We start from the raw sequence: 20,697 nt of genomic DNA on the forward strand, positions 1-20,697 counted from the left end.
TAATTCCATTATAAGTATTATGGTCTGCATCGTCTAATCGGTCCGGCTGCACAGCATAACCAAAGAGAGGTACGCAGGGATACCTCTCCTCTTGCCCGTGGTCAGGCCGCTTCTCTTAACCGCTCCACGATCGTTTTTGTTTTCAATATTCGATAGAAAACGAGTGGAACAACCAGACATACCGCAAAAACAAGCATTAGCGATACTAGGAGCGGTACGAACGGAAATGTATATACCGCATACGTCGCTTCGATCCGGAACAACCGATAAGCTCCGTAGCTGATCAGCGTCCCGAGCGTCGAGAGGAGGAGAGCCGTCAACACGGCATACCAGACTCCTTCGTAGAGCAGGATCGTTCTCAACTGCTTCTTGCTCAACCCGATACTTTCCATAACCGTCAGCTCCTGCTGCCGGACCGTTATTCCCGTCAGCATCGTAATCATAAAGTTGAGTATGCCGATAAATGCCAGGATCACTGTAATACCGCCGCCGAGTATATAGAGCATTTGCTTGCCCGCTTTCAGATCCTCCGCCTGCTCCATTCTCGATTCCATATACCAGGCGTGATCTCCGTCAATAATCGCCTTGAGACGATCCTCGATTTGCGGATGCTTGGCGGGATCGGCTTGAATGTTCAGCTTGTAAATGAGCGGATCGGCCACCATTTGCTCGAAAGCCCGATGACTGACATATACATTCGGCGCCAGACTGCCGTAAGGAGCTTGAAACATCCAGTCGACGAACCCGCCGATTTGTACGGTTCTTTCGGCGTTATTCCCGGGCAGGCGAAACTGGATCGGACTGCCTGTCTCGTAATTTTCCGGCGAACCGCCGATCAAAGCGACTTCTCCTCGCTCAAATCCCCCGATATCAATCGGCTTCTCCAGCTTCTGATTCATCTCCCTTACATATTCCGTATCCAGCCCAATAAGCAGAGAACGGAACAAATCGTTCTGGGTGATAGCTTCGTCGCTCGGCCGTTCCGATTTGGTTTTCTCTACAAAAGCGTCGATATGTTTGCCGAACACACCCGGGTCATAGCGGATCGCCAGCTTGGACATGTACGTTGTTCGGATTTGACGTATCCCTTCGATCGATAGGATGTCCTTCAGCTTGTCCTCCGTTATTACGGACTTTACTTCATCCGGGTAGCCGATCCTCGTCGTATTGTTGTACAGATCAAAATCGTTTTCCGTGTAGCTGGCCAGAAAATGGTCCGTATCCATACTTAAGACGAGCGAATTCACGGTCAAAAACGTAGTTAGTCCGAGGAAAAGCGACAGGAACACAACCGCCGCGCGTTTCTTGTCCCTGAAGACGTTGCGCAGCGCCATCCGATACAGCTTCGAGCCTCCGGTGCTTTTTTTCACTTTCGTATTCATCGTTAATCCGGTATATTTCACCGCTTCGATCGGCGAAATGCTGCCCGCGATCGCGGCCGGTTTCATGCTGCTTGCCATTGTCGTCAGCCAAGTAAACAAGGCGGTTCCTATGAAGATGAACGGACTAAAGGACACCTCCACCCCGGCTTCCATGTCTAGACTGCCGAGCGCCAGCGGTACGGCCGCGAACGAGGTGACGGCCCCAAGCGCCATTCCGGCCGGTATTCCGGTCCATGCGAGCCTGTGAGCTTGACCGGTAACGATTGTACGAATCTGCCTCGGCGTCATTCCGATCGTTTTTAACAACCCGTAAAACCTCGTATCTTTGGATACGGATATATACAGCACATTGTAAATAAGCAGGTAGCCGCTGAATAAGATGAACCCGATCATCCCGGCGAACCCGGCACCCGTAGCCAGACTGCCTTCCGTTCCGCGCTCATACAGCGGGACGACTTTAACCTTCTGATCGCCAGTCAGCCCGATATCCCGCTCCAGCCTTTCCGCTAACGTTGAAATTCGCTTCTCGCTGCTGAAAACGATCGAGGCGCTGCCCGTCGTCCAGGGATAAGCGCCCAGCGACTCGGCAAATGGAGCAGAGATGAACATCGACCCGATATTGCCCGAACGGATATGCATCGTCTCCGAATACCAACCGCTTAATACGAAGCCGCTCTGTATCTCCTCCGACAGTTCCGTTCCCCGTATCGTCCTGTAAGCAAGCTCGATCGGCATCCCGAGCTGCGGATTCCGAATTCCCATCTTCTCCAGAATCCAGGTCGGCACTAGTATTTCGTTAACTTTCTGCGGATAAGTACCGGTGAACGAATCGACGAGAGGTTTTCTCATCTTCTCCCATTCCGTCTTGTCGTACCAATGCAGATTCACGGATATATGGCCCATTTCGGGCGTGTTGACCACATGTGCAACACTTGCGGACAAGCCTGCATCATCCACATAATCGAGCTTGCTCAGCTTATCGATCTGATCCTCCCTCGGGAGCGTAAGCGCGGCATGGCTTTTCGTCCCCATCATCTTCAACTGCTGCCTATCGATCGTTTTGACGTAACTCATTCCGATGCTGAATACCGAGGTAACCAAAAACGCCGTAAGAACGATCGCCAGCCATACAAACCGGTTGCGGAGCCGGTTTTGCTGTAACGAACGGATCGTCAGCCGTTTGACGATGCTGGAATTCGAGTTGGGGAACATCATAGCCGTTCACCGCCGGCGACGATGATGCCGTCTTCGATCCGGATGATCCGGTCGGCAAGCTGAGCGATTTCCTCATTGTGCGTGATCATCACAATCGTCTGATTATAGCTGCGGCTCGTTACTTTCAACAGCCCGATCACTTCCTGGCTTGTCCGGCTGTCCAGATTTCCGGTAGGCTCGTCGGCCAGAACGATCGACGGCTTCGTCGCCAGCGCCCTGGCGATCGCAACGCGCTGCTGCTGCCCGCCGGACAGATGGTTCGGCAAATGATGCAGCTTGTCTTGTAGCCCGAGCGTCTTTACAAGCTGTTCGATGAACGGAGTGTCGACACGGTTGCCGTCCAGCTCGATCGGCAGCACGATATTCTCGTAGACGTTTAAGATCGGAACCAGATTGTACTGTTGAAATATAAACCCGATTCTCCTTCTTCTGAACACCGTCAGCTCATCGTCATTCATATCGAAAATAGGCTTGCCGTCGACATACACCTGTCCGCTTGTAGCTCTGTCCAGGCCTCCCAGCATATGCAGCAGAGTCGATTTGCCGCTGCCGGAAGAGCCGACGATCGCAATGAATTCGCCTTCCTTGACTTCCAGACTAACACCGCCCAGCGCGACGACCCGGTTCGAATCGCTGCCGTAAATTTTCGTAATCTCCACCGTTTGTAATATGAGCATCCGTCATCACCACTTTCGTTAGCTTGAACGTATAAATTGGATTATAAACGGGACATCTTACAATCTGGTGACATCAGTGACAAATTACCTGCCGCTAAGTACTGGACTTATTTCTGTCGTCTGGTAAGATTTGAAGTAGACCTCTCCCGGGAGGTCTATTCGCACAACATCTCAAAGGAGGAGATTGTCTTGGAGTACTTAAGCGGTTGCGCAACTATTGTTCACAAAACTTGCATAGGAGGCGTTTCGTACAATGACCCATAGTTTTCATCACGAGATGTACCGCTTCTCCAGCAATCAGGAAAGGAGGGGCGCATCTTGAACATTAGAGAATCGGACTTGCCGGGGATCGGCCGTAAATTTTGCCTGGATACCCGCAGCGGCGACAAGCTCGTTATCGTTATTCATAATGACGACCGTCGCGAACTGTATCACTTGAATCCGGACGACCCCGACGAGGTCACATCGATGATTACGCTTGATGATGAGGAGGCACGGACGGTGTCCGGGATCTTATCCGGAATTACCTACAAGCCGAAACAGTTGGATACGCAGGAAATGATGCTGGACGGACTGCTGATCGAGTGGCTGCGGATCGAACCGTTGTCGTTATGTATCGGGAAGCGGATCGGGGAATTGGATATTCGGCGGAGAACAGGGGCAACGATCATCGCCGTCATTGAGAAAAATCATCAAAAATGTATGAATCCCGGGCCGGAGTATATGTTTGCAGCCGGATCGACCTTGGTCGTAGCCGGGGAACGGATGCATTTAAAGGAACTTAAGCAGCTGCTATTGAACGGGAGCTTGTAACGTATGGATATGCTTATTTTCGAAGTGGGTCTTGCCGTTGCCCTGATCACACTTGTCGGATTCATATCCACCAAGCTGCGCTTTTCCGTCATCCCCTTTTATATTCTGGTCGGGATGGCCGTCGGCCCGCACGCTCCGCATTTTTGGATTATCGACCTGAGATTTATCGAGAGCTCGATGTTTATCGATTTTATGGGGCGTCTCGGCATTTTATTTTTGCTGTTTTATTTGGGGCTTGAATTTTCCGTCGCCCGGCTGCTCAAGTCCGGCAAAGCGATTCTCGTCGGCGGCTCCTTTTATGTCGGGCTGAACTTCGTATCCGGCCTTCTACTTGGCTGGATGATGGATTTGCCGCTGAAGGAAACGCTGGTCGTCTGCGGGATTATGACTAGCTCTTCCACCGCCATCGTCGCCAAGGTGCTCGTTGATTTGAAGCGAACGGCCAATCCGGAGACGGAATTGATCATGGGCATGATCATGTTTGACGATTTGTTCATCGCCGTCCATATTTCCATCCTGACCGGTCTGGTCTTGAGCGGGGCGACCTCGCTCGGCGGAGTCGTGCTGATCTCCTTATCGGCCCTCCTGTTTATCGTCGTCTTTTTGATCATAGGAAGAAAAGTGATCAAATATCTCGATATTGCGCTTAATATCCAATCCTCCGAGCTATTTCTGCTCATGGTGATGACGATGCTGTTTCTCGTGGCCGGCTTCTCGGAGACGCTCCATGTAGCGGAAGCGATCGGAGCGTTAATGATCGGACTGGTGCTCGGAGAATCCGCCCATGTGAAGCGGATCGAACATCACGTATTGCCTTTCCGCGATTTTTTCGGCGCCGTCTTTTTCTTCGGATTCGGACTGACCATCGAGCCAGCAACGCTGGGCGGTGCAGTCGGCATGGCGTTAATCGCCGTCGTCCTGACGATCATCGGCAACCTGCTCGCAGGAGCGATTGCCGGACGACTATCCGGCGTTTCCCCGCGCGCATCGCTGAACGTTGGCTTTACGCTCGTATCCCGGGGTGAATTTTCGATCATAATGGCTAATATTGGAAAGGCCGGAGGGCTGATGCCGGCCATCCAATCCTTCGCCGTGTTATATGTGCTAATACTAGCTGTATTAGGACCTTTATTGACGAAAGAATCGAAATCGATCTACCTGCTGTATCAAAAATTAAAAACACGCTTCAACCGCGAGAAAAAGGAAAAACAGAAAGACACCGGGTAATCCCGTCGTTATCCGCCTCGCCAAACCGAAGAGGAGCTCCGGCTCCGTCCTGCCCGGACGGAATCAGAGCTCTTCTTTTTGCGCAGCGGCAACGCCGCTCTTCCTGCCGACGAACCGATCCGCTGCTGCCGCATATCCTGTTGGAAGAACAATTCCAGCTCCGAACGAGCTCGCCCGCTTGTCGGACAGACAGGAGAAAACTCTCGATGAAACCGAAACTCGATTATCTTTATAAGGACCCCCGGTATGGTTTCACGGTTCGTATACCCGGCTGGTGGGAACCGTATACCGTAATCGACCGATCGCGAAACGGCGGGGAGACCGAATACGACGTTCGCTTTCTCTTCAAGTACCGGGGCAAAACATACGGCGACGTGCTGACGATCTCCGTATTCAAGATGTCCCGCCGGGAATGGATCAGACAAGGCTATGACAGCTCCCCGTTTATTTTGATCGGGGAACGGAACGGCCGGCTGTTTGCCTACAGCACGCCCGGCGAGCTGCCGGACGAATTCCTTAACAAAAACAAGGACGATTACGACTACGTAAAATTCGGCCGCCCGATCCGCTTCATGAAAAGAATGGTTAACGACGATGTTCCCAAAATCATCGGCACGTTCCGTCTGCCCGGATTAAAGCCGGCCGCTCCCGCCCCCTATCTGGCGAAAGGCGTTGTCGGCATAATGGCAGGATGCGGCTGCCGGAATCGGATGACCCGGAGACGGATGAAGCGCGTCAATTGAAAATAAGCCCCATTGTCCGTTCAATCCGGCGATAACGGGGCCACGGCCTCAGGCTTGACCGGCTTGACCGCAGCGCCCGGTTCATCCCTGCCATCCGCTTCGACCAGATGTTTCAGTACGGATAGCCTGTTATCCCAGAACCGGTCATAAAAGGACAGCCACCGCTTCAGTTCGAGGAGCGGCTCGGGCTCCAGCCTGTAGCGGGTCTCCCGCCCGACCTTCCTCTCCTTGACGAGCCCGGCATCCGATAATACGCGCAGATGCTTCGACACCGCAGTCCGGGACATCGGAAAATGGCCGCTGATTACGGTGACCGGCATCTCCTGATCTACCAGCAAATGAAGCAGTCTGCGCCGCGTCGGATCGGCAATCGCCTGGAACACATCATGCTTCGGCGAAGTACCGGTCATCTCAGGACCCGACGTAAGCGCCGAGCTTCTGCACAATGCCCGTCCAGCCGTTGTTCATCCGGTCGCGCACGATCGTATGGGCTTCGCCGAATTCGGTTACTTTATTTAGATCCCATCCGGAGTGAACGAGCGTGAACTCGGTTTTGTCTCCTTGCTCGGCCAGTTCGAACGTAACCGACCATTGTTCGCCCCAATGGAACGTCAGCCGGTTCGGCGGGTCGATCTCCGTCACTTTGCATGGCGAACGGCCGAAAGGACCGGCCTCCAGATGAAATTCGTAGCCCATCTCCGGCTTGAAATCGTTAGGCATAAACCAGGCCGCGATTCCTTCGGCTGTGGCCACGGCGTCCCATACTTTGGCGATCGGCGCGTTCAACACCAGCGTTTTGCGAATGTCGGGGATGGATTCCGGTGTAAGATCACTCATTATTCAATTCCTCCTGGATAAACCGTTTATTTGGTTTGGATCAGACAAACTCGATGTTCAGATGCGAAACCGTTTGGTTTCGCATCTGATTATACGACACCGTTTGGTTTCGTGTCAAACGTACAAAGCTTCGCCGGACAAGACGGCCGGCAAAGCCGGGGAGCCGACAGACTCAAGGTCTTCTGCTCCCCTTTTTCATTTTGAAAATAACGAGTACAGCGATCAGGATGACCGCTACAAGCACGATTACGGCTCCCATCACCAACACGGGACCGTTCGCCTTCTCCGGAGGTACGGCCATTCCCGGCTGCTTTACCGGATCGGCAGACTGAGGCGATTGTGCCGGCGGCTGCTGGGCTTGATTTTGTCCGGACGCTTTCATCGTAAACGCGAATTTATTTTCGACCGGATGACCGTCTCTGCCTACAATTTTCCATACGACGGTATACTCCCCGTCGGCCAATCCCGCTTCCGGCTTGCCGCTCATCGTGGCTCCGTCCACCTTGCGGTCGGCGATTTTGACGCTTGTTCCGTCCGTAGCACGCAGCTCGAACGAGCTTAGCGATCCGATCTCGGTGTTAAACACCATCCTGATTTCGTTCAGAGGTTCGCTGACTGTCGCCCCGTTCGCCGGAGAGGACGACTGGAGGCCGGTGTGGGCGTACACGGCAGACGGCACCAGCAGCAGGACAAGCAGCACGAATAGGCTCATCGTTTGTTTCATCTTCGTTTGTTCCTTCCTCATCGATTCTTTTTCCCGGTTGATCCGGGAATACGTTCCCAGTATACCAAAACACGCTGGTTCTCCCTCTGCAAAGGATGGACAACTTTTCGAACTTTTGTCATATGAGCATACGATCAGATATCATTTGTGTGATATGATGGGGATTGAACGATTCCCTTACCGATTCTTTATAATTAAACGAGGTGCAGGATGAAGAAACGAACTATCGGCGTTCTGATCGCCGCCGCATCCCTGTTCGTCACGACCGCTTGCGGCAGCGGGGACAAGCCGTCATCGGCCGGAGAGCACGACGGTCACGATCACAGCACGGTCGTATCCGGGGATATTCAGGAGAAAACCGCTTCGCTTCAGCAGCTTCCTTCCTTTCTGGACAAGCAGCGCGAGGAGATCCGGATCGCTTACCGGGTAGCGGCGCAGGCGGCCGATGTGCTGCGGTCGATGCCGTGTTACTGCGGCTGCGGCGAAAGCGTCGGACACAAAAGCAATGAGGACTGCTTTATCCAGGAAATCGACAGCGACGGCTCGGTCGTGTGGGACGACCACGGGACGCGCTGCGGCGTCTGCATGCAGATCGCCGTCACGTCGTATCAGCTGAAGGAGCAGGGCAAGTCCGTGAAAGAAATCCGGCAGATCATCGACGAGACGTACCAGAAGGGATATGCCAAACCGACCCCGACACCTATGCCAAGCTGACGGCAAACAGCCGTCTCTATCTATTGGAGTGAAAACCGACCATGATCGTATATATTTCGGAAACGCTGCTGTACCTTTGCTTCGCGCTGGTTTGCGGAGCGATCCTGCTGAACTTCGTTCCCGTTTCTGCCAAGCCCGATATCCGAATACCGGGCTCTCTTTTGTTCAATGCGGTGATCGGGATTGCGGTATTATCGTTTGTGCCGGTCATCAAAAACACGATCTTTCTGACTCAATTCGCCGGGCCGTTCTGGGAGATTTTCGACGACGTGCTGCTCGATCTGGAATTCGGCAAAGCGTGGGTCTGGATGTTTATTTTGTGCACGCTGTTTCTTGCGCTGCTGTCGTTTCGCGATCCGGCCCGTTATCCGCTGGCGAACGCGGCGGCGGCTTTATTGACCCTCGGGCTGCTGTTTTCTTACGGCTGGGCCAGCCATGCCGCCGGACAATCCGAATCGTGGGGCTTTCTCGCCCAATCGTTTCACTTGACGGCGGCGAGCGTTTGGATCGGACTGCTGATCGCGGCGGGATGGTTCGCTCACGGTACGGCACGCTGGAGCGAATTTTTACGCTGGTTCCATCCGCTGGCGATGATTTGTGTGCTTGTCATTGTCGGCGCGGGATTCGTCATGATGGCTTTTATTGTGACCGACTATACGAATAGCTGGGTTGTCTCGTACGGCCAGGCGATGCTGATCAAACATCTGCTAATCATCCCGGTCGTAGCGTTCGGGATTTTGAACGGCTTCTGGTTCAAAAGCAAAGTCCGTACGAACCCGGGCTTCGATCCGCGCGGATGGCTTCGGGCGGAAAGCGTCATCCTCCTGCTCGTCTATGCCGCTACGGCGTTTATGGGCATGCAAAGACCGCCGCACGACGACCCGGAAAATCCCGAGCTTCCCGTTCCTTCCGCATTGTTCCGCATGATTCACGGCGATGGCGTCAGCGTCGACATGCAGGTGGGTCTCGGCTTCCAGCCGCTGGGGATTGGTTTGGCCGCTTTATCTTTGTTGTTACTGTATTTCATTTTCCGATCCGGGAAACGCAACTCGCCATGGGCGGCCGTATGCTTCGGCGTCTCGTTTACCGTAACGGCTTATTTGGCTGTCATGTTATCGATCCGATAGGACGAAGGATGCCTATGCCGAGATAGAAGTAACGGACGGTAAAGGGGTAGTCAAACAAACGTTAATACCTGAATTGCCTAACCGATTTTCCTCAAAAAAAAGGACCTCAACCCTCCACGCTGCAGTGGGATTTGAGGCCTTATTTGTAAAGCGGGACGTTCCCATGTCATGCTGACATTGGCGCTTTCGGGACATCCCCATCGTTATATCAGCGGGTTATTGCAGCACAGCCAGCCCCATCCCGCCCAGCGCCCCTGTTACGACAACGATCCATGGCGGTACTTTCCAGTAAGCAAGCATCGTGTACAGAACCGCAGCCCATGCGAAATCAGCGGTCGAGCCGATCGCCGACGTCCAGAGCGGATCATACAAGGCGGCCAGCAGCAGCCCTACGACCGCGGCGTTCACTCCGGCAAGCACTCCCTGCAACGCGGGACTCGTCCGTATCACATTCCAGAACGGAAGCGTCCCGGTGACGAGTAAATACGCGGGAAGGAATATTGCGAACGTGGCAACTGCCGCCCCGATCCATCCCCCGTCGATAGCCCCCAGATAAGAAGCGAACGTGAACAGCGGACCCGGTACAGCCTGCGTTGCCCCGTAACCGGCAAGAAACGCTTCCTTCGACACCCAGCCCGCTGCCACCGTCTCTTTCTCCAAAAAGGGAAGAACGACATGCCCGCCCCCGAATACGAGAGAACCGGACCGATAATAGCTGTCAAAGACGGCCAGCCAGTGAGAGGAGATCCATCCCCGAAGCAGCGGCAGTGCTGCAAGCAGTCCCAAGAAAAGGACCAGACAGACGATCGCCGTCCGCCGGCTTACCGGAACATCCAGAACCGGAACATCCGCCTCCGCTTGTCGCCGGAACCAGATCCAGCCGCACGCAGCAGCGAGCAGCAGCACGATAATTTGACCGGCTGCATTCGGAACAAGCAGGGTGACGACCGAAGCGGCTACCGCAATCGAGATTCTGCTGCGATCCGGCGTCAGCTTTTGCCCCATCCCCGCTATCGCATGAGCGACGATCGCTACCGCTACGATTTTCAAGCCGTGTATCCAGCTCTCGCCAGCCAGATCGAACGACTGGAGCAGCATCGCGAACAAAGCCAAAGCGATGACCGACGGCATCGTAAAGCCGATCCAGGCGGCGATTCCGCCAACGAGCCCTGCACGGACCGTCCCGATTCCGATTCCCACCTGACTGCTTGCAGGTCCGGGCAGAAACTGGCATAAGGCGACCAGGTCCGCATAGCTGCGTTCGTCCATCCATTTCCGCTTACGAACGTATTCCCCATGAAAATACCCTAAATGGGCGGCCGGTCCGCCAAATGAAGTAAGTCCCAGCTTCAAGGACACTTTTAATACTTCCAGCCACGAATTTCGTGTGCCGCTCTTACTGCTGCCTGCCATGTATCCTGCCTCCGCTGATTTCCCAATCTTCCCTTGCTCCATTATAGAAGATCGCCAGGAACTCTAACAATCCCGGCGATTGTTAATTTCTTGTGAATGCATAAGATTTCGCTTCCCGGTAATAATCTGGAGAGACGTTTCGTTCCGTATATCTTCCAAGAGAGGTAGGTTCTCCATGCCGAATTCCAATCAAGATCGGCGTATCGCCAAGCAAGAGAAGCGGTTGATCGTCCTCTGCCTTATTGTCGCTGCACTTATGCTGCTCTCGCTGTCCCGCCACCTGTTCGCCTGAATACGCTCAAGATGCAGTAACGAAGGGAGTATTGCTATGTCCGGCACGATCTACGATCCTGTCCTGCTAAGCCGACTGCTGACCTCGCTTACGCTCGGCTTTCATATTTTATTTGCCACCTTGGGAGTTGGCGTCCCGCTGCTGATCGCGCTCGCGGAATGGACCGGCATCCGCAGAAACGACCCGCACTACCTGCTGCTCGCCCGCCGCTGGGCCCGCGGGTATGTGATCACGGTTGCGGTCGGCGTCGTTACCGGAACGGCCATCGGCTTGCAGCTCAGCCTGCTGTGGCCGAGCTTCATGCGCGTCGCAGGCCAATCGATCGCGCTGCCGCTGTTTATGGAGACGTTCGCGTTTTTCTTTGAAGCTATTTTCCTCGGCATCTACTTATACACCTGGGACCGGTTCAAAAGCAAAACGGCTCATATCTGGCTGCTTGTCCCGGTCGTTATCGGCTCGTCGGCTTCCGCCCTGTTTATTACGATCGTCAACGCTTTTATGAACTATCCCGTCGGCTTAACGATGGAAGGCGGCACGATTACAAGCGTTCATCCGATCGCCGCCATGCTCAGTCCGGCGATGCCGACCAAGGTGGCGCACGTGCTCTCCTCCGCCTTCGTCACATGTGCCTTCGTGCTCGCTGCGATCGCGGTCTGGTCACTGATGAAAGGACGCCGACACATTTATTACAAAAAAGCATTAAAGCTGACGATGGGCTGCGCGGCCGTATTTACGATGTCCACCGCCCTGATCGGCGATTTGTCCGGAAAATATTTGGCGAACTACCAGCCGGAGAAGCTGGCGGCGATGGAGTGGCATTTCGAGACGACCGGACATGCGCCTCTGCTGTTCGGCGGCGTGCTGGGCGACGACAACGAGGTGAAGTACGGATTGACCGTCCCTTATGCGCTCAGCATATTGGCCCACGGCATCCCGAGTGCGGAAGTAACCGGACTGAACGACATTCCGAAGGACGAGCAGCCTCCGCTGTGGACCCATTATATATTCGATATTAAAATGATGTACGTCGCTTACATGACCCTCGTGGTGCTGCTGTTTCTTTGGTATATGTGGCAGGGAAAGGGGCGTTTGTACCGTAGCCGAAAGCTGCTGGCGCTTATCGTCGTCGCGGCTCCGGTGGCGATGCTGGCGATCGAGCACGGCTGGATCTTAAACGAGGTAGGCCGGCAGCCCTGGATATTGCGGGGGATTATGCGAACCGCCGAAGGCGCCACGACGTCCGGGCATGTCGATACGATGCTGATCGTATTTGCGCTGTTATATCTCGTGCTCGGCATCACGACGGTCCGCGTATTAAGCCGGATGTTCCGCTCCAACCGGGCGGAGGACGAGCTGCGTGCGCTCGGCATGGAAGGAGGCGATCATAGATGAGCTACGAAACGCTTGGAATTGGGGTATTGTGGCTATTTCTGTACGGCTATCTGATCATCGCCTCCATCGATTTCGGAGCCGGATTTTTCAGCTATTACAGCTCCGTCACCGGTACCCGCCATCTGATTCACAACGTTATCGAACGTTATTTGTCCCCGGTATGGGAAGTGACCAACGTTTTTCTCGTTTTTTTCTTTGTCGGGATCGTCGGCTTTTTCCCGGATACGGCTTATTATTTCGGGACGGCTCTGCTCGTTCCGGGAAGCATTGCGATCGTGCTGCTGGCGATCCGCGGCTCCTATTATGCGTTCAGCACGTACGGCTCCCGCTCCAACCGGGTCTATATGCTGCTGTACGGCGCGAGCGGTCTGCTCATTCCGGCCTCACTGTCCACTGTGCTTACGATATCCGAGGGCGGATTTATCGAGGTAACCGGCACCGGCGAAGTCCGCTTCCTGTTCGCAGCATTGTTCAGCAGTGCCTATTCATGGGCCGTCGTCCTGCTTTCACTTGTCAGCGTGCTGTACATCTCCGCGATGTTTCTCAGCTACTACGCCCATAAAGCCGGAGACCGTCAAGCGTTCGAGATTGTCCGCACCTACGCCCTGGCCTGGAGCCTGCCGACGATCTTCAGCAGCTTGCTTGTCTTCTTCGCCATACGCAGCCACAACTACGAGCATTATCAGAACATGTTGTCGCTGTCGTGGATGTTCGCGGCTTCCTTCATCTGCTTCGTAATCGCGATTACGCTGATCGCACGGAGAATCCGGCTCGGCTGGGCGTTTCTGTTCGTCATGCTGCAATTCGCTTTCGCCTTTTTCGGCTACGGGGCGGCTCATTTGCCGTACATTTTGTATCCGTTCCTGACGATCCACGATCATTTTACGAGCGACGCGATGGCGGCCGGGCTAATTACGGTATTCGTCCTCGGACTGCTGCTGCTGATTCCGTCGCTGTATTTGCTGCTGCGACTGTTTCTGTTCGATGCGTTGTACGTCCAGGGCAAACGAAGCAAGCATTAAATGTAACGGAAGGAGCGTTGCCGCATGATCTCGTTTCTCATAATGGGAGCCCCGCTGCTTGTCGTCGCGGCAGCCGTCGCCGGCGTGTTCGTCTGGGGGGCGTGGGGGAACGTAACGGTCGAGCCGGGGGATGACGAGGCGGCAAGCTGACCGTCAACCGGCGGCTGCGGATGCAGGAACAATGTCTACTTGCGCTGCTGGGCCGCTATTTCTTGATCATCCCTTTCTCGAACGCGTATCTCGCGAGCTGGACCCGGTTGTCCAGATGCAGCTTGTGTAAAATGTTTTTTAAATGGTTTTTGACCGTATGCTCCGAGATGTCCAGCCTGCCGGCGATGTCCCGGTTCGACATCCCTTTGGCGACGAGTCCAAGGATCTCCTGCTCCCTCGCCGTCAGCGGCGTCTGAACGGCTGCCGGTTCTTTGTGTTGGGAAAATTCGTGCAAAATCCGCAGCGCAAGCTCGCGGCTAAGTGGCGCTTCGTCCACCGCTACCGCCCGCAAGTAATGGTGCCATTCCTCGGGATGCAGATTTTTCAGCAAATACCCCTGCGCCCCTTTCTTAAGCGCCTCGAACAGATGAGTAATGTCGTCGGATACGGTGACCATGACGATTTTAATATACGGGTATTTGTCCTTGATCCACTTGGTCGCCTCCAGCCCGTCCATCTCCGGCATATGGATGTCCATCAGGATCATATCCGGCATATACCGGTCGGTCAGCTCCATCGCCTCCCGGCCGTTTTGCGCTTCCGCCACGATCGCGAAAGCCGGGTCCAGTTCGAGAATTGTCCGAATCCCTTCCCGGGCATGCTTATGGTCGTCTACGATCAATACCCGAAACGGCTGAGTCATCCATCTTCCCCCTTTCGTATGCGGACTACCGTCTCTCCCTGCTCCCTGACGATCTCAAACGTCCACCCCATCTCGTCCGCGCGGTCCTTCACCATGCTGAGCCCGAATTTGTTATCGCGCCTCAGCGGATCGCCCTCGAAGCCCTGGCCGTCGTCGCTGACGGCGCATACCCAGCCCCCGCCTCGTTCCGCAGCGTCGATGCTTACCCGCTCGGCCTTCGAATGTTTGCGCACGTTCAGCAGCGCCTCGCGTATGGAGGCGAACAGCTCCACCTTTTCCTTCGCCGTCAGCTTGTCCTCGGGCAGCTTCCAGCTCCACTCGACGTCGATCCCCGTATTCATCGTCAGATCTGCGGCCAGCGACTTCAGCATGTCCATCCAAGGGAGCGAATCCGATTCGGCCGGATAACGCAAGTTCGCGATCGCCTGCCGGACGTACCCGTTCACTTCATAGACCGTCTGCTTGAACCCCCGGATGTCGGCGGCTTCCCCGGCGTAACGCTTGTCGAGCTGATCCGCCTTGACCGATAGCAGAAACAGCGACTGGGCGATCCCGTCGTGCAGCTCGCGGGCGATTTTCTCGCGTTCCTCCAGCGCGGCTTTGGCGGCGCGGGCTTCCTTCAGCTCCTCCTGCATATCCTCCAGCATCGAGAACAGCTGCGTCAGGAAAATCATCGTCACGAGAAATACGATAACCGGAGCAAGCAGATTGCCCAGATCCATCGAAATGTACGGCAGCAGAAACTGGTGTCGGATATATTCCCACAGTCCGATCGTGACGGTAGGCAAAATCAGAATCAGCCATTTGATTTGCTTATAGGACATAGGCCCGTCTCTCCTTGGAAGCGATTCGTAAATGGTAACCGTCATGCCTTCCGCGCCGGGCATGACTATTTGGAGCTATATACAAGCGCAGGTCCGCTCTGGTATTGTACGGTTGAAAGGAGGTTGTCCACATGCAAAAATGGATCATGGCCGTACTGTTTTTCGGTGCCTGCACCTTCGGGCTCGTCATGCTGATCGTAACGTCGGCCCAGCCGAAACCCGAAGCGGAGCCGGAACCGCAAATCGCCGTACCTGCCGTCACGCTGGACAAAGTCGCTGCCGAGACGGTGTATAAGCAATCGTGCCTGTCGTGCCACGGCGACCAGCTCCAGGGCAAGATCGGCCCGAACCTGCAGAAGGCGGGAACCAAATTTACCGAGCAGCAGCTGTACAAGCTGATTCTGAACGGCAAAGGCGGAATGCCCGCATTCAAAAGCTCCTTGAAGGAAGAGGAGATTGCCAACCTGTCGTTATGGCTGGCCGAACATAAATAAATCGAGGAAACAAACGGCAGCCCGGTATCGCAGATGCCGGGCCGCGCTGCGTGCGGAGCAATCCAGCGGTCAATTCGCCGCCCTCTGAATGCCAAACATGGAAGCGAACGCGTCGTGAAGTCCCTTCGATCCGAGCCGTGTACGGATGTCCTCCACCGCTCCCTCCAGCTCGATCTGGCCTTGACGCAGGAAAGCTACCCGTTGGGCCAGCGCCTCGGCAATCTCCAGCTGGTGCGTCGAGAAAATAACCGCTTGGCCGGCCTCTCCCGCCGCCTGCACGAGCTTGACGAACGAATCCATCCAGTACGGGTCCAGCCCGTTGGTCGGCTCGTCCATGATCAGCACGGGCGGGCGCGCCAGCAGCGCTTGCGCGAACAACACCCTCTGCCGCATCCCTTTGGAGAACGATGCGACCGGCTTGCGTCCGGTTTCGGTCAGTCCGACGTCGGCGAGCACTTCCTCCACCCTGCTCTTCGGCAGACCGCGCAGCGACGCCCAGAACGTCAGCGTCTCCATGGCGGTCAGCCCGGGACCGAACCGGTAATCGTCCGGCATATAACCGATCTGCTCGGCGTATCGTCTCCGGTTCTCCTTCCACTTGATCCCGTTCACTTCGATCGTCCCGGAGGTGGGCTGCGTCATCCCCGCCACCATCCGGAGAATTGTGCTTTTGCCGGCCCCGTTCCCTCCGCATAACGCGAGCACCTGACCGGGCTGCACCGACAACTGCACCTGCTGTACGATCGTTTGTTTGCCAATCGTTTTCGCCACATCTTTCAATACTACCATCGGCTTATCCACGGGCGCGCCCCCTTTCCCAGATCCGGTTCGCCAGTCCGATCGAGATCACGATCCAGACGAGGCATATGCCAAGGAATGCCCATGTGCCGGAAGGCTCCCGAATCCACTGCACCCAATTGTAATACTCCGGTCCGAGCACCGCTCCGCCGCCCAGCTTGACGACGACGAACAGACGGACGAGCTCGGCCGGATTCAGGAAGGTCAGCACCGTAACCGCAGGTTTGATCCACATATAGGGGAGCATGCCTAATCCGGCAATCAGCAGCGCCTGCCAGCCGATTATCGCGAAAAACCAGATCGCCACCGCATACGTAAGCGCCTGCCAACGGTTGCCCGCAATTGTCCCGATCCCCAGAGCGACAGCCAAAAAGAGTAAGATAAGTCCGGCGGAGAACACGAGGAACAGCGCGCACGTGCCAGCGTCGAAACTTTGGCCCGCGATCGCGCCGAGCAAGCCGGTAATCCCGAAGCCGAAGGCGACGATCGTCAGCAGGACGACGGCAAGGCCGGCATATTTGCCGGAGATGAACGAAAACGTGCTCATCGGATACGTCGATAGCAGCTGCCAGCTCCCTTCCTCCTTCTCCGCCGTCAGGGAGAACGAGCCGAGCAGCAGCGTCATTAGCGGCAGCAAGTACAAGATCAGACTCAGCATCGTCCCCGTCGCAGCGGAGTAGCCCCGTACAACGTTTTGCGCCTGGATGAGCAGCAGCGCGAGGCTGAATACGGTAAAAAGGGCCATGAAGGAATAGGCCCAAGGATTGCGGAATCCGATCTTGACTTCCCGCAGCGCAACATGGATGACGTGGCTCAATGCGAGCTTCCTTTCTTGTCCGTCTCGGAATGGGCTTTCTGCTCATGTCCTTCGCCATGATGCATGTCCATGCCCGCCTTGTTCCGTTCCCACGCATGCGATTTCAGATCCGCTGCGCTCAGCAGTTTGCCTTTGCCCTGCTCGCTGATATACTTCTCGGCCGAAGCCTTATCCTTGAACGAGACAAGCCCGTATGCCATCGGCGTCTTGAATGAAGCGTCATAGGCGAAATACGCTTTCTCCAGGTCGATCCACATTTTGCTCGCATGATCCCGCACGAACTCGATCGTAACCGGTACGGAGAGGTTTTTCGTCTTCCATTCGTTCATGCAGCCGATGTCGTCGAACTTGTAAACCTTCCCTTCCTTGGTCAGCAGCTGCACTGCAAATTCGTCGTCCTTGATCAGCATATTGCAAATCTCGCATTTGTCGACCCCTTCTTGAATCGGGACTGCTTCATAGGTTTTCCCTCCGCAAGCGGCAAGCATCAGCATCGCGAGAATAATCGCAAGCGCCGTAAATCCGTTTTTTTTGTTCATGATCATGATCGTCTAACCCCCGTATAATAAATGATTACCAGCGACGCGGCCAGCAATAACGACGCCAGAATGCCCGTGGCCGCCGCATGCGGCGCTTCGCCTGCCTTCGTACCGTAAGAAGGCGGCTTCATAAGCGGTGCGGCATCCGTCGTCCACTCCTGGCGGCCGCCCTGAAACAAACTTTCGAGAAATGTCATTCCCGGAGACTGAAAAAACAATTGATACGCAGGCTTAGCCTTCGCCATTGCCTGAAAAAACGGATTGATGGCATACGCCGTATCGCTGCGCCCGTCACCGTCCGTATCGATTCCACGGAACGAATCCCAGTAATTGCCCGACACTGCATTGTTCCGGCTGTCCCTCGCCTCTGCGTCCACCACGCTGCCGATCAGCTCGTTCCCGCTAATCCGGTTGTTCTCGGAGTCTAGCAATTGAAAGCCGATAAAATTGCCTGTAAGCACATTGCCGGACAACTCGTTGTGCTGCGACTGTTCGACATAGATCCCGACGCGGTTCCCTTCCGCCGCGTTGTCAACTACGCGCGTCGATTGCACGTCGAACATCAATATGCCTTGCGAGTGGACGTTTTCGCTTTGCTTTGCAAACGAGTTGCCGGACAGCTCGGAATTTTTGACGCTCATGATCATCGCGCCGGTTACATTGTAGATTCCCGTATTGCCGCGTATAGTCGTACGGTCCGCGTACATGCAGTGAATCCCGTAGCGGGACTTTTCCACTTGATTGCTCTCGATCTTGTTGCCGTTGCTGCTCTCCAAGTAGATCGCGTCATGCATCGAGGATATCGTGTTGCCTGTCATTACGTTGTCGTCCGACTTGTATAAGTCGATTCCGTTCCGCTTCTCGGTCAGCTTCGCCGATTCCGGGCCGCCCCATGTAATATCCGCATTGCGGATCTCGGAGCGGTTCGCTCCCTCCAGCTTGATGCCAAAAGCCGATGTCCGGATTATTAGCCCGTACAGCTTGGCGTCATTGGCTGTCACGAGTACGGCGGACGAATCACCGGACGATTCGTTGACCAGCTGCAGCTCTCCGATCTGAACGCCGTCGGCGGTTATATGCACGGCCGGCTTGCCGGACCTCGCGACGATCGTTACGTCCCCGTCCGCCTCGATCCGAAGCGGCTTGTCGATGACGATCGAGCCTTCATACGTGCCCGGCGGAATCCGCACCGTCTCTCCGGCACGCGCCTCGTCCAGCAGCCTCTGGATAATCGCCGCTTCCATCGCCGCGTCGGCTGCCCGTGTCCGCTCCCCGGAAGCGATTCCGAGTCCAACCGAAAGGCATACAATCGCGAGAACTTTGCCAATTGCGGACATCCTCATGATACTTCCAGCTTTTTCAGTTTCGTCACGTGAAAATCTCCCTGGTACAGATGCACGTAGATGTCATAGGTCCCCGCCTTCGGGAACGTGAACTTGGCGGCGTAGCCCCCTTCGGGCGTCTTCGGCGCATCCACCAGCTTCATGCTGCCGTCGACCCGGATTTCGAGCACCGCCTTCGCCCATTCGGCCGGCTCCACCCCGCCGAACGTCGCGGTCAGCGTTACCGGCTGGGACGCTTTGGCAGGCGACGGATCGGACTTTAATCCCACTTCCACATCCGCCGGGTCGACAGAACGGATATCGCTTCCCGAACAGGCGGACAATACGCCTACGAGAAACACAAGCATCAACGCTGTCATTTTTATGGACCATCTGATTCTCATGTCGGCCGACTCCTTCCGGCTAGTCTTTTTCTCTGCTTCCTTATCTATCATATCCGACCAGGCCGATTTTAAAATGACTATAACGGGCTATAAACGGTCCGCAAATGTGAGCATTAGTTGACAAGTGGATCTCGACAACACAAACAGCCCGACTCTGCGAAGAGCGGGCCGCCGGATGTAAGCTGAATTTATTCAACTTTTATTGCTGACGCACTTACTGGCCGGGCAGCTTTTTCGGCTTACTGCCGAACCATTTCATATATAACGTTTCGTAGGTGCCGTTTTTGGATACTTGTTCGATGGCGCTGTTAATGTTGCCGATATATTTGTTTCGTTTCTTGGCGGCGATCGCATAGCTTTCTTTGTTCAGAACGTCGCCGACGATTTTGATTTTGCCCTGGCCTTTGGTTTGGATATAATCGTGAGCGTTCCGCTCGTCGAAAATGACGCAGTCGACTTTTTTGTTGGCCAAATCCTCATACGCCTGATTGATATCGGGATAACCCCGAACCTCCTTCAGCTTCGGCAGCATGCCCGCGTACGTATAAGCCGTGGAGCCGATACGCGTCGCCACCGTCTTGTCCTTCAGTTTATCTTTGCCCGTTATGTCCGTATTATCCTGCGCCGTCAGCATCACGAGCCCGGTCTGAAAATACGGATCGGAAAAAGCCAAATTGTCTTTGCGCGCTTTATTAACGGTCATGCCGGCAATGACTAGATCAACGTCACCGGATTTTAGCGCTGTGGACATATTCCCCATCTCCATCGGGACAAGTTCGTATTTGATATTCCCCTTCTTCGCGATCTCTTCCCACAGTTCGACCTCGAACCCTTTGTTTTCCCCGCCTTCCGTATAGGTGAACGGGCGAAAATCGCTTTCGATTCCGACCTTCAGCGTTTTCTGGTTCGCACAGCCGGATACCGTCAATGCAGCTGCCACCAGTCCCACACCCAAGCAGTAACGTATTGCACCTTTCACGAAGCGGCCTCCTTTTCCTTGCCAAACCTGTAGAATTAAAGGTAGTGTTTGTCGCAGGCCGGACGGTTATGCAGGTCCGGGAAATCCCG

At 55.0% G+C, this 20,697-nt stretch carries 23 protein-coding genes; 9 read left to right on the plus strand and 14 right to left on the minus strand.

Annotation, left to right across the window (positions count from 1 at the left end):
- Window positions 1-101 precede the first annotated feature (101 nt).
- Complete coding sequence (locus AC3Y2E_RS23550) at window positions 102-2,597, minus strand: ABC transporter permease (RefSeq protein ID WP_379214727.1); 2,496 nt, start codon at window positions 2,595-2,597, stop codon at window positions 102-104.
- Window positions 2,594-3,274, minus strand: coding sequence for an ABC transporter ATP-binding protein (locus tag AC3Y2E_RS23555; protein ID WP_379214729.1), 681 nt, complete (start codon window positions 3,272-3,274; stop codon window positions 2,594-2,596). The genes AC3Y2E_RS23550 and AC3Y2E_RS23555 overlap by 4 nt, the downstream gene beginning before the upstream one ends.
- A gap of 315 nt (window positions 3,275-3,589) precedes the next feature.
- Here AC3Y2E_RS23555 and AC3Y2E_RS23560 point away from each other — a divergent pair, with 315 nt between their 5' ends.
- The 3 genes from AC3Y2E_RS23560 to AC3Y2E_RS23570 all read left to right on the plus strand — a co-directional run bounded on the left by AC3Y2E_RS23560 (window position 3,590) and on the right by AC3Y2E_RS23570 (window position 6,057).
- A complete protein-coding gene (locus tag AC3Y2E_RS23560; protein WP_379214847.1) occupies window positions 3,590-4,087 on the plus strand; it encodes a cation:proton antiporter regulatory subunit in 498 nt (165 codons plus the stop codon).
- Window positions 4,088-4,090: 3 nt separating this feature from the next.
- A complete protein-coding gene (locus tag AC3Y2E_RS23565; RefSeq protein WP_379214731.1) occupies window positions 4,091-5,314 on the plus strand; it encodes a cation:proton antiporter in 1,224 nt (407 codons plus the stop codon).
- 206 nt (window positions 5,315-5,520) lie between these two features.
- Window positions 5,521-6,057, plus strand: coding sequence for a hypothetical protein (locus AC3Y2E_RS23570; RefSeq protein WP_379214733.1), 537 nt, complete (start codon window positions 5,521-5,523; stop codon window positions 6,055-6,057).
- 20 nt (window positions 6,058-6,077) lie between these two features.
- On the opposite strand, the gene AC3Y2E_RS23575 is transcribed toward AC3Y2E_RS23570, so the two are convergent.
- The 3 genes from AC3Y2E_RS23575 to AC3Y2E_RS23585 all read right to left on the minus strand — a co-directional run bounded on the left by AC3Y2E_RS23575 (window position 6,078) and on the right by AC3Y2E_RS23585 (window position 7,639).
- Complete coding sequence (locus AC3Y2E_RS23575; RefSeq protein WP_379214735.1) at window positions 6,078-6,467, minus strand: ArsR/SmtB family transcription factor; 390 nt, start codon at window positions 6,465-6,467, stop codon at window positions 6,078-6,080.
- A 1-nt stretch (window position 6,468) separates the two neighbouring features.
- On the minus strand, window positions 6,469-6,894 hold the full coding sequence (locus AC3Y2E_RS23580; RefSeq protein ID WP_379214737.1) for an SRPBCC family protein: 426 nt from the start codon (window positions 6,892-6,894) through the stop codon (window positions 6,469-6,471).
- A gap of 172 nt (window positions 6,895-7,066) precedes the next feature.
- Window positions 7,067-7,639, minus strand: a complete 573-nt coding sequence (locus tag AC3Y2E_RS23585; protein WP_379214739.1) for a copper resistance CopC family protein — start codon at window positions 7,637-7,639, stop codon at window positions 7,067-7,069.
- A gap of 189 nt (window positions 7,640-7,828) precedes the next feature.
- On the opposite strand from AC3Y2E_RS23585, the gene AC3Y2E_RS23590 reads away from it, so the two are divergent.
- On the plus strand, window positions 7,829-8,332 hold the full coding sequence (locus AC3Y2E_RS23590) for a PCYCGC motif-containing (lipo)protein (RefSeq protein WP_379214741.1): 504 nt from the start codon (window positions 7,829-7,831) through the stop codon (window positions 8,330-8,332).
- Between the two features lie 41 nt (window positions 8,333-8,373).
- Window positions 8,374-9,459, plus strand: a complete 1,086-nt coding sequence (locus AC3Y2E_RS23595; protein WP_379214742.1) for a copper resistance D family protein — start codon at window positions 8,374-8,376, stop codon at window positions 9,457-9,459.
- 216 nt (window positions 9,460-9,675) lie between these two features.
- On the opposite strand, the gene AC3Y2E_RS23600 is transcribed toward AC3Y2E_RS23595, so the two are convergent.
- Entirely contained in the window at window positions 9,676-10,872 is a 1,197-nt protein-coding gene (locus AC3Y2E_RS23600) for a chromate transporter (RefSeq protein WP_379214744.1), read from the minus strand.
- A 328-nt stretch (window positions 10,873-11,200) separates the two neighbouring features.
- Here AC3Y2E_RS23600 and AC3Y2E_RS23605 point away from each other — a divergent pair, with 328 nt between their 5' ends.
- Genes AC3Y2E_RS23605 through cydS form a run of 3 tightly spaced genes read left to right on the plus strand, consistent with a single transcriptional unit; the run spans window position 11,201 to window position 13,728 of the window.
- On the plus strand, window positions 11,201-12,556 hold the full coding sequence (locus AC3Y2E_RS23605; RefSeq protein ID WP_379214746.1) for a cytochrome ubiquinol oxidase subunit I: 1,356 nt from the start codon (window positions 11,201-11,203) through the stop codon (window positions 12,554-12,556).
- Window positions 12,553-13,578, plus strand: a complete 1,026-nt coding sequence (locus AC3Y2E_RS23610; RefSeq protein ID WP_379214749.1) for a cytochrome d ubiquinol oxidase subunit II — start codon at window positions 12,553-12,555, stop codon at window positions 13,576-13,578. Before AC3Y2E_RS23605 ends, AC3Y2E_RS23610 begins: the two co-directional genes overlap by 4 nt.
- Window positions 13,579-13,602: 24 nt before the next feature.
- On the plus strand, window positions 13,603-13,728 hold the full coding sequence (cydS, locus tag AC3Y2E_RS23615; protein WP_263364813.1) for a cytochrome bd oxidase small subunit CydS family protein: 126 nt from the start codon (window positions 13,603-13,605) through the stop codon (window positions 13,726-13,728).
- Between the two features lie 55 nt (window positions 13,729-13,783).
- Here cydS and AC3Y2E_RS23620 read toward each other — a convergent pair whose 3' ends face one another.
- Together AC3Y2E_RS23620 and AC3Y2E_RS23625 are read right to left on the minus strand one after the other, a co-directional pair.
- On the minus strand, window positions 13,784-14,431 hold the full coding sequence (locus AC3Y2E_RS23620) for a response regulator (protein WP_190928415.1): 648 nt from the start codon (window positions 14,429-14,431) through the stop codon (window positions 13,784-13,786).
- Window positions 14,428-15,255 carry a sensor histidine kinase gene (locus AC3Y2E_RS23625; protein ID WP_379214752.1) on the minus strand — a complete coding sequence of 276 codons (828 nt, stop codon included), beginning with the start codon at window positions 15,253-15,255 and terminating at the stop codon, window positions 14,428-14,430. The genes AC3Y2E_RS23620 and AC3Y2E_RS23625 overlap by 4 nt, the downstream gene beginning before the upstream one ends.
- Before the next feature lie 131 nt (window positions 15,256-15,386).
- Between AC3Y2E_RS23625 and AC3Y2E_RS23630 the strand changes: the two genes are divergently transcribed.
- Window positions 15,387-15,749 (plus strand): c-type cytochrome, encoded by a 363-nt coding sequence (locus tag AC3Y2E_RS23630; RefSeq protein ID WP_190928412.1) that lies wholly within the window; start codon window positions 15,387-15,389, stop codon window positions 15,747-15,749.
- A 69-nt stretch (window positions 15,750-15,818) separates the two neighbouring features.
- Here the strand turns inward: AC3Y2E_RS23630 and ccmA are convergent, their stop codons facing one another.
- The 6 genes from ccmA to AC3Y2E_RS23660 all read right to left on the minus strand — a co-directional run bounded on the left by ccmA (window position 15,819) and on the right by AC3Y2E_RS23660 (window position 20,608).
- The gene (gene ccmA, locus AC3Y2E_RS23635; RefSeq protein ID WP_379214755.1) at window positions 15,819-16,550 is read right to left on the minus strand and encodes a heme ABC exporter ATP-binding protein CcmA; all 732 of its coding nucleotides are present in this window, start codon (window positions 16,548-16,550) and stop codon (window positions 15,819-15,821) included.
- Window positions 16,543-17,364: an ABC transporter permease gene (locus tag AC3Y2E_RS23640; protein ID WP_379214758.1), complete on the minus strand. Its 822-nt coding sequence runs from the start codon at window positions 17,362-17,364 to the stop codon at window positions 16,543-16,545. Before AC3Y2E_RS23640 ends, ccmA begins: the two co-directional genes overlap by 8 nt.
- Window positions 17,361-17,909 (minus strand): nitrous oxide reductase accessory protein NosL, encoded by a 549-nt coding sequence (locus AC3Y2E_RS23645; RefSeq protein WP_379214760.1) that lies wholly within the window; start codon window positions 17,907-17,909, stop codon window positions 17,361-17,363. The genes AC3Y2E_RS23640 and AC3Y2E_RS23645 overlap by 4 nt, the downstream gene beginning before the upstream one ends.
- The gene (locus tag AC3Y2E_RS23650) at window positions 17,906-19,240 is read right to left on the minus strand and encodes a right-handed parallel beta-helix repeat-containing protein (protein WP_379214762.1); all 1,335 of its coding nucleotides are present in this window, start codon (window positions 19,238-19,240) and stop codon (window positions 17,906-17,908) included. Before AC3Y2E_RS23650 ends, AC3Y2E_RS23645 begins: the two co-directional genes overlap by 4 nt.
- A 2-nt stretch (window positions 19,241-19,242) precedes the next feature.
- Complete coding sequence (locus AC3Y2E_RS23655; protein ID WP_379214764.1) at window positions 19,243-19,629, minus strand: hypothetical protein; 387 nt, start codon at window positions 19,627-19,629, stop codon at window positions 19,243-19,245.
- 214 nt (window positions 19,630-19,843) lie between these two features.
- Window positions 19,844-20,608, minus strand: a complete 765-nt coding sequence (locus tag AC3Y2E_RS23660; RefSeq protein WP_332073805.1) for a transporter substrate-binding domain-containing protein — start codon at window positions 20,606-20,608, stop codon at window positions 19,844-19,846.
- Between the last annotated feature and the right edge of the window lie 89 nt (window positions 20,609-20,697).

The organism is Paenibacillus sp. MAH-35 (genome assembly GCF_058135425.1).